The organism is Opitutales bacterium (genome assembly GCA_013215165.1).
Taxonomy (GTDB): Bacteria; Verrucomicrobiota; Verrucomicrobiia; order Opitutales; family JABSRG01; genus JABSRG01.
In genome coordinates this window covers 1-12,412 of record JABSRG010000079.1, presented here as the reverse complement: position 1 = coordinate 12,412, position 12,412 = coordinate 1, and the positions used below count along the sequence as shown (strand labels likewise).

The following is a 12,412-nucleotide window of genomic DNA, read 5'->3' as shown; positions in this document are numbered from 1 at the left end:
CTCGACTTCCTTCAGGAGCTGGCTGAGCTACACCTTAACAGAACAAAAAAACCTGTCCAAGGTTCGGAACCACTTCAGCTCCTCTAAATCGAGCTTGAATCCTGCGACTTTACTTTTTGTCCCTAAGCTGCACTGTTTCAGGGTTTCCAAGCTCCCAAATGATCATGAGCACATTAATAGCACCTGACTTCACTGAGGCTGAACTGGACCGCGAGGCGGATCGCTTGTTTAAGCGTCTCCTCTCTGTGGAGTGTAGTGCACAGGGTTCGTGGTCCTTGGATCGTTGCCATCAATTGGCTCCGGTGACTCTGGAGATCGAACAGCTGAAAAAAGAAAAGAATGCCATCGTTCTTGCGCATTCCTACGTCAATCCCGAGATCATTTATGGCGTCGGCGATTTAGTGGGTGATTCTTATAAGCTCTCGGTAGGGGCGGCGGAAAACAAGAAGCCAGTCATTGTCTTCAGTGGCGTCGTCTTTATGGCGGAAACAGCTAAAATACTTTCACCCAATGCTAAGGTCTACATACCCGACATCGGCAGCGGCTGTTCTTTGGCAGATTCACTTACCGGCGCACAACTTCGTGAGCTTAAAAAGGAGGTGGGTGATGACGTTGCAACGATTTGTTATATTAACTGCAATGCCGACGTAAAGGCTGAGTGTCATGTCTGCGTCACCTCGACCAACGTCTACGATATCGTCGCTAAACTTCCACAACGCCGCATCCTCTTCGTTCCTGATCGATTGATGGCGGAAAACATCCGAACTGAGATGCGGGATCGTGGCATCGATAAGGAAATTCTTACCTCGGACGGCACCTGCATGGTGCACGATCAATTTTCAACAGACCTTATCCACGAAGCGCGTGCGCGTTATCCGGGACTCGCCGTTGTCTCTCACCCGGAATGCACACCTGAAGTGACAGGATTGAGCGATTTCGTCGGTAGCACCGGTGCGATGATGAACTTCGTCAAAACATCGGATGCCCCTTATTTTATGATGCTGACTGAATGCGGCTTGGTCAGCCGGCTTGAGGTAGAGAATCCAGAAAAACGCTTTATCGGTTCCTGCAAGCTCTGTCCCTACATGAAGCTCAATACGCTGGAGAAGATCCGTGACGTGCTGAAGCAGCCGCATCCCGAGCACGAGATTACGCTCGACGAGGAGTTGCGTGTGCGCGCGGAGACCTCCTTGCGCCGGATGATCGAGATGACTTCAGCTTAACGGGTCATGTTGGACAACACACTCATTGACTGGGCACTCCGCGAGGATGCGGGTTTGGGCGACGTCACGAGCGAAGCCATATTCGAACGTAACGACCAAGCGTCTGGAAGAATCGTAGCCAAGGAGGACTTAACGCTTGCTGGGATGGAAATGGCCGCAGCTGTGTTCCAGCGCTGCGATCCTGAAGTCGAATGGAATCCAGTTGCACGCGACGGCGATTCTGTGGCTGCCGGCGACGCCGTAGTGACTTTCTCCGGACGCACCATTCCACTACTGATTGCTGAACGCACAGCGTTGAATTTCTTGCAAAATCTCTCTGGCATTGCCACACAGGCTCGCCGATATGCAAAGATCGCCGAGCCATACGGCGTGCGGATTGTAGATACACGTAAGACACTTCCTGCCTATCGCGCGCTGGCAAAATATGCGGTCCGCTGCGGGGGTTGTTACAATCACCGTTCGGGTCTGGGTGATGGTGTGCTCATTAAGGAAAACCACATCGCCTCCGCTGGTAGCCTAGAGCGCGCCATCCAACTGTGTCGTAAGCGAGCTTCGCATTTGTCCAAGATCGAAGCCGAGGTGGTCAATTTTGAAATGGTTGGCCAGGCTATTGAATTCGGTGCCGACGTCATTCTCCTCGATAATATGACTCCCGAGCAAGTGAGGGCCTGTGTGGAAGCCTATGCAGGTAAGGCTGTCTTAGAGGTGTCTGGGGGAATTGATCTGAACACGGTCGAAGCCTATTGCAAAGCAGGGCCAGATATTATCAGCGTCGGAGCCTTGACGCATTCGGTAACTGCGGCGGATTTGAGCCTGTTGTTTGATTCATGAAGATCATCGATAAAGACTGCCTCGTACTCGGGGCGGGCCTCGCGGGTGCGGCCTATGCATACCAGATGGGACGGCATGGTTACTCAGTTGCTTTATTATCTTCGGATAAGCCCCCCAAAAGTGCCAATAGTAATTGGGCGCAAGGAGGGATTATTTACCATACGGATGTCGATGGAGGTAGCCTTTCTGAAGACATCATGAAAGCCAGTGGAGGCACTGCCAATCCCAAGGCAATCGGTGCTTTGGTAGCGCACGGCAGCAGTTCCGTTAAAAAGCTTTTGATCGATGACCTTGGAGTCGATTTTGACCGCCGAGAAGATTCCGGAGATCTCAAAATGACGCGGGAAGGCGGCCACTCGGAGTCGCGCATCATCTTCGCCAAAGACACAACGGGACGTTCAATTCTTGAAGGCGTGCATGCTGGGGTAGATCGGCTCGATACCGTTGAGCGTTTTGAGAACGTGATCGCGATTGATCTGCTGACGCTGTCCCACAGTTCGCAAGACTACGAAGATCGCTTTGAACCTCCAACGGTATTCGGGGCCTACATATTGGATAAAGGCACGGGCGAGGTTTTTGCGATTCGCGCCAAAAAGACCGTGCTCGCTACGGGTGGAGTGGGGCAGTTGTTCAATCATACTACAAACCAGAAGGGTATTTATGGGCACGGCCCAGCAATGGCCTACCGCGTTGGGGCGCGGCTGATGGACATGGAGTATATCCAGTTTCATCCTACGGCTTTTTCAAAAAAGGGATCTCCGACCTTCCTACTCACTGAAGCCATTCGTGGCGAAGGCGCCTGGTTGATCAACGAAGCCGGCGAGCGTTTTATGGAGGGAAAACATCCGCTTAAAGAGTTGGCTCCTCGGGATTTCGTGGCCCGTGCCATCTATGAGCAGATGATGACTCATGGCGATAGTGCGGTCTACCTCGATCTAAGGCACCTTGGAGCCGAGCAAGTTAAAGAGCGCTTTCCATTCGTTTACAGCAAATGCTTAGAATATGGTGTCGATATCACATCTCAACCAGCTCCAGTGGCGCCAGCGGCTCATTATTTGTGTGGCGGGATTTATACCGACCTCAATGGCCGCACGACGATCCGTAATTTGAATGCCATCGGCGAATGCGCATGCACTGGTCTTCACGGCGCGAATCGCTTGGCGAGCACCGCCTTACTCGAATGCCTAACCGGTGCAGAGCTGACCGTCTCTGGCGACTTGGGGGATCTGCAAAACATGACTTTTCGTATACCGCAAATCAAAGCATGGCGCAGCCCCACGAAGGCTTCGGATACGTCCCTTATCAAGCAAGACCTCAAGTTGATCAAAAGCACGATGACGAACTACGTCGGCCTCATCCGTTCGGCAGACCGCTTGGATCGGGCTCGCAGTATCATTCGCTCACTTAAAGAAGAAGTCGACGCCTTCTATGCCGATTCCCAGCTCGACGAGCATCTCCTCAACCTGCGCAACGCAGTCCTGACCTCGACGCTCATTATCCACGCTGCCACGCTCAATACACGGCGTCGCGGCTGCCATTTCCGCGCCGATGCGGAAGAAGAGCTTGCTGCGCCGATTAGCGTTGCTTGATCGGGTCGTTGGTTAATCGAAAATTCTTAAAGGAGCTCCTCGGTCGATTTGCAATTTAGTATTGATTGGGGAGAAAACCCCGCACGGCGATAGAGTGCTTTATAGCCCTCCAAAGGTTGGATTTGAGATAATCTGTTACTTGCGATCGTGGCGAAAACCGCAATCGTCCGATCTCATCTACTTCTATGAGTGATAATCTCGCAGACTATTTAGGCACCAAGCACGGCGTCGCTCCCTGGCGCTTGCGGCTCGCTCATTGGGTTGAAAGCCGTCGGGTGCAACGCTTTGTTATATCAATCATTATTCTGAACGGCATCGTATTGGGACTAGAGACAGATGCTGGGATTATGGGACGTGTCGGGCCGCTCTTGAAGGCGCTAGATATACTCTGCCTCTGGATTTTTACTGTGGAGCTCGTCATCAAGTTTTTGGCATTTCGGATGACCTTCTGGAGGAGTGGTTGGAATTGGTTCGATTTCGCAGTGGTAGCGATTTCCTGGACTCCCGGGGCTGGGCCGTTGGCGGTATTACGCTCCCTGCGTATTCTTCGGGTGCTACGTTTATTGACAGTTATTCCTCAGTTGCGGCGTGTCATCGCGGCCTTCTTGCATTCCATTCCAGGGCTCACCGGAGTCATTGCAGTGATGGCTATATTTTTTTATGCCATGGGGGTGCTGGCTACGAAGTTGTTTGGAGCAGCGTTTCCTCAGTGGTTTGGTTCGCTCGGAAGTAGTTTGTATTCTCTGTTTCAAATTATGACCTTAGAGAGCTGGTCTATGGGGATAGTGCGTCCCGTCATGGAAGTGTTTCCCTGGGCTTGGATGTTTTTCGTGCCTTTTATAGTGATCGCAACGTTCACGATCCTAAATCTGTTCATCGGCATCATCGTCTCTACGATGCAGGAACTCGCTGTAGAGGGACAGCCACGTATCGATATTGAAGATCATCAAAGCACAGACAAGCTTCTTGAGCGAATTCAGAACGATCTAGATTCCTTAAAGAGAAAATTGTCAGATAAAGACTAGGACGGGGAACGTCGAATCGCAGCGTATCGCTATGGACCATCTTGGGGGTTTTTTCGCCATGGTTATCGTCTATCTGAGGCCCTTTTGGAAGCATGCACACAAGAACAGAGAAAAATCGTGATGGCCCATATCGAGTGGGAGTGAACGCCAAACATCAAAGGATCGGCAGATCGTCTGGGTGTTGAGCTGTAGGGAGGTCGTTGCGCAAAAGCTTCAGGCTGAGTTGCTGTTGCTTGTGGGGTGTAGCTCACCAATAAACGTGTTCAGTCTTGACTTCCTGCCGGAGCTGGCTGAATTACAGTCTAACTGAACTAGAAACCTATCCAAAGTTCGGGACCACCCACCACCCCATAACCGCGAAAAAAATAAGCCAATGGAATTTAAAAATGATTCCGTTAAAGCGAATGAGTATAAAAAATTACCTCTTGAGCGTATAAGAGACCGCTTAGATTTTATCTATGGCCCTGAAGTGGCGAATGATATAATGCCGCAGTTGACTACACTTTTAGGCAAATATCGCGAGAAAAATCCTCCTAAAAATTGGGAGAACCAGCTGACTCAACGAGATGCCATGCTATTTACTTATGGCGATTCGATTATAAGTGAAAATCAAACTCCTTTGGCAACTCTAGACAGCTTTCTTGGAGAGCATTTTTCAGGTTTATTGAACTATGTGCATTTGTTGCCATTCTATCCTTGGACCTCTGATGATGGCTTTGCTGTTACAAATTTTCGCGAAGTGAATCCTACTTTAGGTGAGTGGACTCAAATTGAAGAATTAGCAAGTAAGTTCCAGTTGGTTTTTGATGGAGTCATTAATCATGTTTCAGCTTCGAGCGAATATGTTAGAGGTTTTTGCAAAGGAGATCCGGCTTACGAAAATTTTTGTCTCAGTGTTGATACTGAAGTCGACTTATCAGGAGTATTCCGCACGCGTAATTTGCCGCTTCTTCATGCTTTTGAAACAAACAGAGGAGATAAGCACCTGTGGACTACCTTTGGTCCAGATCAAGTAGATTTAAATTATCAAAATCCCAAAGTTTTACTAGAGATACTTGATGTTATGTTGTTTTATGCGTCAAAAGGGGCTTCTATGGTTCGTCTAGATGCAATTCCATATCTCTGGAAAGAGATCGGTTCCTCATGTATTCATCTGCCAAAAACACACGAAATAATTAAATTGATAAGAGATGTTTATGATGAAATTTATCCGGAAGTACTACTGCTAAGTGAATGTAATGTGCCGCACCCAGAAAATATTTCGTATCTTGGAGATGGTGGGGATGAAGCCCAGATGGTTTATAATTTCGCGTTACCACCTCTAATTCTATTGTCATTAATCGAAGGTGATGGGACCGCACTTAGTGACTGGGCTGGAGAATTGATCTTACCTGCTGCACCGTGCGCGCTGCTAAATATAACCGCGACACATGACGGAATTGGTATGCGAGCCACTGAAGACCTTTTGTCTGAGGAAAAGCGAACGGTGTTAATTCAACGTGCAAAAGATCACGGTGGAGATATCACCGGAAAGCGAAATTCTGATGGTAGTGTCAGTCCTTATGAATTGAACATTACTTATTTTGACGCATTAAATAAACCCATCGCTACCGATTCTTCTGGAGCTGAACCAATAGAGTTGCAGATTAGCCGCTTTATGTGTTCGCAAATAATAGCGCTCTCATTCGCAGGTATGCCAGGTATCTATTTGCAATCTCTGATAGGGTCGCGCAATGACGAAGAAGGAGTGAAGCTCAGTGGAAGGGCTCGCAGTATCAACCGTAAACAGCATAACTTTGAAGAGTTACAATCAGAGCTTAGGCAGTCCGATACTTTGCGGAAAAAGGTGCTTGAGCGATATCAAGCGATTCTGAAAATAAGGAAAGAAGTTGATGCATTTCATCCACACGCAGCTCAAGAGGTATTAGATTGGGGATCAGCTTTTTTCGCTATTGAACGTATGCCGGAGAGTGGTGAAAATTGTTTAGCGATTCATCACTTGAGGGATGAGGCAACAAAATATTATTTAGCAGAGTCTTATAAATACATAGACCTCATAACCGGGGATACTTTTCACCACGCTGATGGTATTGATTTCGAGCCATATCAATGTCGTTGGTTAATTAAACGATATTAGAATATAGGTTTTTTCTAAACCATAGATTAGAAAGAATACGCAGATAAGTATTTTGTTATTAAATTTTTATTATTATTTCTAGCGAGGATCTCAATTGTATGAGTATCCTTCGGATTGGCGAAGTATCCATAAGCGTTATTCCGTAAAATTTCATGGATGATTCTCTATTTTGTGGATATGCTTTATTGGAAAAAATCTGTGAGTATCTGCATAATCTATTGTTAAAAATACGGAGATGGCTCCGCGTGAATTTATTTTTTTTCTTGACAGAGGTGCATTGCTGAAGTATGTTAATCCGTGTTAATTTAATGGATTGAGCAAATTCTAAAAATTTCGACGACACTAGGTAGCCAAGAAAAAATAGAGCATAAACATCCCCAAGAATTTCACACATTTACCAACTCCTGATGAAAAACAGACAAAGAACAGTAACGATGAAAGAGGTAGCCGAAGAGGCGGGTGTCTCTCGCATGGTCGTATCTTCTGTCTTAAATAACAAAAGGATGGGCAATATCGGATTCAGTGAAGCTACGCGACAGTCAGTTTTGAAAGCAGTTGAAACTTTAGGATATCGCCTGAATCGTGCCGCCTTATCTATGCGAGGCAAGGGAAATGGAGTGATTGGTGTTCTTGTGCCCTCCATGAATGCCATTCCGGGTCGGGTCTTAGAGTTCCTTATCAAACTCTCGAGCCTTTATGATAAGGTTATAGAAATAGAATTATTAGAGGATGGTAAGCGCCCCAAAATGACGACAGAAGACGCTGTTGATGCGGTTCTGGTTTTCGAGTCGCTACCCGCAGAGATCCAGGCGTATATCGACAAGATCGAGCTCGCGTTGGTCCAAGTAAATACAAACCAGAGGTATGCTACCGGTTGCATAACTTTTGATGAAGAGGGTGGAGTATCGTTAGCAGTCGAGCGATTAAAAAATAATAATCGAAAAAATATCGCCTATCTACAATTGCCGGAAACTGATCACTATTCATATGAGAGTCGGATGAATGGCTTTCGGACTGGTATGGAGTCTAATGAATGGATCTCGTCAAGTATCGTTTCGTTATCATCGAATTCCGACCGTGAGGATGATATTTCTCAGTTTTTAGAATCCACACCAAATACAGACGCCTGCATATTGCAGAGCAGCTCATTAGCACCGGCCTTTTATCGCGCTGCGGCTAGGGCTGGACGAGAGATATCCAAAGACCTAGATGTAATCGCGTTCGATGATGGCCCTATTTGGTTGGGGTGCCTACCCAGTTTAACCGCTCTTTATGTGAATCCGGTTCAATTAGCGCGTACTATTTATGCTATCGTTACTGGACTATTGGGTGACATAGGAGAAGTGCCAAGCCTAAGTATGTCATATTCCCTCTATGAAAGAGAATCCGGATAGATATTGATCAATATTTTAAGTAAATACCCTAACACCATTGCTCTAACCATGTCATACCCTAACCCCATTGCTCTAACCATGTCATTTCTACCTAATAGACAGTTGAATAAAAAAGTCTGTATATCTCTGAAACATCATCTTGTTCGAAGAAGGATAAAACAAGTAGCCCATTTTGGATATTTGCTTATTTTTTGTATGTGCGGAATCGCTTTTTCGTGTTTATCGCAAAAAACATTTGGGAGTGAGAATCTTACGTTTTTGCCAGATGCAACAGATCGAACATGGACGGGACCAGAGTTGCGTTCCATGCCTGTCTTCTCTGGTAATCGAATCAGGGTAAATCCAAGTGATGATTTGCAATCCATTTTGGACTCTGCAAAACCTGGTGACGTCATATCACTTAGCCCTGGTACATATCCAGGGCGCTTAAGAATCACACAGCCAGGAACTAATGAAACCCCAATAAGCTTGATTGCCGAGCCTGCAGGTAGTGCAACTCTATCAAACGCAGTCACCCTGCAAAAGCAATGGACTCATTCCGACGATCTTTGGCAATGCGATCTTGAATATGCTCCTGCTTATGTTGAGGTGAACGGTCGGGTGCTACAGCCATTTAATGGCATTAAGGATCTTCAGGTTGGGCGATTGCCTATAAGAAGAGGCAAATATCAAGATCAAGTTCCACCAGAAGGTTTTCGCCATGCGTGTGGAAAGCTTTATGTAAAACTATTTGGAAATGATGAACCAAAGCATGTTCGCATTAATAAACCATACAAAAAAAATCCTCGTTCAAATGCTTTAGTTGAATATCACAAGGCTGCAGATAGTTCGTGGATGAGCGACTATGACAAGAAAATGTTCGAGCGCCGTGATGGATGTCTCATTCAAATCGATGCTCCTCATTGGAGAATTCATGGGTTGAAAATGGATTTTGCCCCAGAGTTTGGTATTTGGGTAACAAGCAATGCGGATAATCTTCAGTTGAGTGATCTTAGTTTTACTGGTACGCTAAAAGGCATTTATGTTCGAGGAGCGGATGATCTGGTTGTGGAACATTGCGATTGGCATCTTTTTCCGAGATTCCAATGGGCTCGCTGGGCTGAAACTAATCACGGTGGTTGGGAAGCTGCATCGGGAGCTACAATAGCTGCTGTATTCATTGAACATTATGGACTACGTCACCGTATCATTAACAATCATGCATACGAGGGTCTTGATCTAATTCGTCCAAGACCTAGCAAGAGCACCGATCCAAAGGATATGTCAGAGATCGCCTTTAATGTCCTGAGAAATGCAGCAGATGAGTGTATCGAATTTGATTCCAAACCTACACTTAATATGAGAGTTCATAATAACTTTTTAATGGATGCAGTCATGCCATTAGCAATTTCTCCTGTTCTTGATGGCCGATTATTAATTGATCACAATATTGTATATCAGAGCACAATGGGATTAAGGGACTGTGGTCTGCTTAAATGGTATATGATACCGTCATGGAAAAGTCTAAATATACCTACCAGCGGCGTCACTATTGTTCATAACACTATGCTCAATCCGAATAAAGCTTTTGTGTGGACAGGAGAGGATCATACTTTTGAGAATATACTAATTGATAATAATATCTTCCGCGTTTGGCAGGCGAATAAATGGGCTTATAAAGGGATGACCTTAAGTCCTAACAATTTATATAAAGGCCATATAAACAGGTTAGATCATCTTGAGCATACAATCAGAGATATAGAGCCGGGATTTGTGAGTAGTCCGGAATTTCCCGCCGAGCCGGAAGTATTACCTTTTAAGAGTTTCTCGGAGACTCCAAAACCATTAAATAATCAGGTGGATTTTCATCTAACATCTCAGTCTCCATCAATTGATGCAGGAAGTGCGGGGAATGATACTAAATATGGTCATAATAGTATAGGAGAGTCTTCCGATCTAGGTGCTTTAGAGTATGGCGCTCGTTGGAGTTTTCCTCGTCCAGGCCCCAGGTGGGTAAATGAATCAAGCACATTGATTACTGCACCACTACCACCTGAAATCCATCCTAGTTGGTTGGGGCTTAATGAATCTTCTCAACCATAATAGGATCACCTCATCCAAAGGAGGTAATTGAGTATCAATTCTACAGACAAGTCATCTCCACTACGATTATTGATAGTTGGAGGAGGGCGTCGTTTCCAAACCATTTATCAACCTATACTAAATGATATTAGCGAATGGATGATTCCTATTGCGGTTTATGATCCGATATTGCAGACAGCCAAATCTAGAGCAGATGAGATCGGCTGTCTTGGTTCGGATGACCTACCAGAACTCTTAAAAATAAAAGACTTTGATGCAGCGCTAATCTGCACTCCGATTCCGACTCATTTCGGTCTCACTGCATATTTACTTGAGCATGGGATTCACTGTCACACTGAAACTCAGTGGTGCAGCACGATAGATCAGGCTAAGAAACTTTGTGAATTGGCAAAGAAGAATGCCCTCGTATCAAATGTTGCAGAGATGTTTCCCTACATGCCTGCCGATAGGTTCGCCCAAGCACTGCGGAAACGGGGTGATATCGGTCAAATAGGTAGAATATTCAGCTATGGCTCAAATGCGAATTATCACAACTGTGCACGTTGGGTTTCATGGGCAAGGCGAGCACCTGATACGGTGCGCGCAATCCAGCACTCTGCCCCAGATGGCCAAGGTCGGGGTGACTCGGATATATTCATGAGTAGAGAATTTTATTGGGATGATGGACTCATGATTGTTGACCAACGAGCTGGCATTAATGGCTCAAGAGGGAGAACAGGTCGACCCGGTTACGAGGAATGGCATGGAACCCATGGAACCTTGCGTCATGCACCGGCTCCAAGCAGAGATTTTGATGGAAATATGGCTATTTATGGCCTGATACACGAAGGACAAAGGTTTGACGGCTTACCCGTCGAAAAGATTTTGAGACGCGGAAATTGGGAGAGCAGTCAATGCCTATTGCCGCGGGGTGTTCTAAGCGTAAAAAACCAACATCCAACGCGTACGAAAACGGGTTGGGCTCATTGCCAATACTGGTATACCGCTGCAGTAATCGCCCACTTATATGATTTTGCTTCTGCAGTTCAGAATAATAGCGAACCTCAGATGGGCGCTGAACTTTCGTTGGCAACTGTTGAAATGCAGATCGCTTCACTCATCAGTATTGAAAATGGAGGCGCAACAATAAGCTTATGCGATCTGGATACCGAAGCCTATGATAATGCAATTATCAATGAGATTCAGGAACAATACAACTACCATCCAGACGATATCGAGGCAGTAGTGAATCCTAAACCAAAGAATTTGAAATGACACAATTTTTTCTAAATACTGGCTTGTTAGAACACAATCGCTGGCCTCGTGGGAACCCGAGTTTCCTGGTTTCAGATTGGCTCGATAAGATCTTAGAAGCTGGATTTGACGGTATCGAGTTATGGGAAAACCACGCACTACTGGCCAGTCCAGAGGAAAGGCAGCGTTTGGCACAGTGGGATCATCCTATTATTCTGAATCACTATGACACCTGCCTGCCCCATCATGAAACGCAACGGAAGGCTCTAGATGCTGTGATTGAGGAACTCGGTTGCATAGGGATGAAGTGGAATGGCGCATTTACAAATATGGATTTACGAGATGATTGTCTCCGGGTTGGTGAGGCGTGGGTTCATAAATATCCACCGCCTTTTCGGTCTCTCTGCGAATGTCACGGGCGTACTGTTTTCGAGGAGATCGCCCCATTTATTGAGGATACTTCAAACTGGGAACAACCACCGGAAGTCATTCTACAATTACCGGGTAACCTGGGTAGTGAGTATCTCGACCCTGAACCACTATTCGATTTGGGAAAAGATCGCATCACCTACGTTCACCTTCAGTTAATTCTCGCAGATGCAAAAGACGGTATGAGGTCCTGTCTGAGAGATGAAAAAAACCTCGTTGTAGAGCGAATTCACCAACTAGTTCAACTGGGTTATCAAGGTGATTGGTGTGTTAAATTTACTGGAGGCTGCTCCAAGGGTATAGACCCACCTATCGAAAAACTTTTCGCTAATGCCTGCGATGATCTGGACCTAGTGAAGGCTGCGTTAAAATCGATCTAATTTAGCTTAAAATACACAGCCATCCCATAAGGCCTGATGGCGGAGATCAGGGGTGAGTATTGATCGGCTGTAGCGGTTGATCGTGTCTA

9 protein-coding genes are annotated in these 12,412 nt (G+C 46.1%); all 9 read left to right on the top strand.

All coding sequences use genetic code 11. The features are described 5' to 3' along the window. Positions 1-164 precede the first annotated feature (164 nt). The 9 genes from nadA (at position 165) to HRU10_13840 (ending at position 12,323) form a co-directional block, all read left to right on the top strand. Entirely contained in the window at positions 165-1,223 is a 1,059-nt protein-coding gene (gene nadA, locus HRU10_13880; protein NRA28320.1) for a quinolinate synthase NadA, read from the top strand. A 6-nt stretch (positions 1,224-1,229) separates the two neighbouring features. Then, on the top strand, positions 1,230-2,054 hold the full coding sequence (gene nadC / locus HRU10_13875; protein ID NRA28319.1) for a carboxylating nicotinate-nucleotide diphosphorylase: 825 nt from the start codon (positions 1,230-1,232) through the stop codon (positions 2,052-2,054). Continuing rightward, positions 2,051-3,643, top strand: coding sequence for an FAD-binding protein (locus HRU10_13870; GenBank protein NRA28318.1), 1,593 nt, complete (start codon positions 2,051-2,053; stop codon positions 3,641-3,643). The genes nadC and HRU10_13870 overlap by 4 nt, the downstream gene beginning before the upstream one ends. 185 nt (positions 3,644-3,828) lie before the next feature. Further along, positions 3,829-4,668 (top strand): ion transporter, encoded by an 840-nt coding sequence (locus HRU10_13865; GenBank protein ID NRA28317.1) that lies wholly within the window; start codon positions 3,829-3,831, stop codon positions 4,666-4,668. A gap of 373 nt (positions 4,669-5,041) precedes the next feature. Next, positions 5,042-6,805 carry a hypothetical protein gene (locus HRU10_13860; GenBank protein NRA28316.1) on the top strand — a complete coding sequence of 588 codons (1,764 nt, stop codon included), beginning with the start codon at positions 5,042-5,044 and terminating at the stop codon, positions 6,803-6,805. A gap of 434 nt (positions 6,806-7,239) precedes the next feature. After that, entirely contained in the window at positions 7,240-8,199 is a 960-nt protein-coding gene (locus HRU10_13855) for a LacI family DNA-binding transcriptional regulator (protein ID NRA28315.1), read from the top strand. A 48-nt stretch (positions 8,200-8,247) separates the two neighbouring features. Then, positions 8,248-10,281 carry a hypothetical protein gene (locus HRU10_13850; GenBank protein NRA28314.1) on the top strand — a complete coding sequence of 678 codons (2,034 nt, stop codon included), beginning with the start codon at positions 8,248-8,250 and terminating at the stop codon, positions 10,279-10,281. Positions 10,282-10,350: 69 nt separating this feature from the next. Further along, entirely contained in the window at positions 10,351-11,535 is a 1,185-nt protein-coding gene (locus tag HRU10_13845; protein ID NRA28313.1) for a Gfo/Idh/MocA family oxidoreductase, read from the top strand. Continuing rightward, the gene (locus HRU10_13840) at positions 11,532-12,323 is read left to right on the top strand and encodes a hypothetical protein (GenBank protein NRA28312.1); all 792 of its coding nucleotides are present in this window, start codon (positions 11,532-11,534) and stop codon (positions 12,321-12,323) included. Before HRU10_13845 ends, HRU10_13840 begins: the two co-directional genes overlap by 4 nt. The last annotated feature ends 89 nt before the right edge of the window (positions 12,324-12,412 follow it).

What these genes read in the sequence shown, in the direction of transcription:
- nadC (NRA28319.1), top strand. Translation starts at nt 1,230, where the DNA reads ATGTTGGACAACACACTCATTGACTGGGCACTCCGCGAGGATGCGGGT.
- HRU10_13850 (NRA28314.1), top strand. Translation starts at nt 8,248, where the DNA reads ATGTCATACCCTAACCCCATTGCTCTAACCATGTCATTTCTACCTAAT.
- HRU10_13855 (NRA28315.1), top strand. Translation starts at nt 7,240, where the DNA reads ATGAAAGAGGTAGCCGAAGAGGCGGGTGTCTCTCGCATGGTCGTATCT.
- HRU10_13860 (NRA28316.1), top strand. Translation starts at nt 5,042, where the DNA reads ATGGAATTTAAAAATGATTCCGTTAAAGCGAATGAGTATAAAAAATTA.
- HRU10_13870 (NRA28318.1), top strand. Translation starts at nt 2,051, where the DNA reads ATGAAGATCATCGATAAAGACTGCCTCGTACTCGGGGCGGGCCTCGCG.
- HRU10_13840 (NRA28312.1), top strand. Translation starts at nt 11,532, where the DNA reads ATGACACAATTTTTTCTAAATACTGGCTTGTTAGAACACAATCGCTGG.
- nadA (NRA28320.1), top strand. Translation starts at nt 165, where the DNA reads ATGAGCACATTAATAGCACCTGACTTCACTGAGGCTGAACTGGACCGC.
- HRU10_13865 (NRA28317.1), top strand. Translation starts at nt 3,829, where the DNA reads ATGAGTGATAATCTCGCAGACTATTTAGGCACCAAGCACGGCGTCGCT.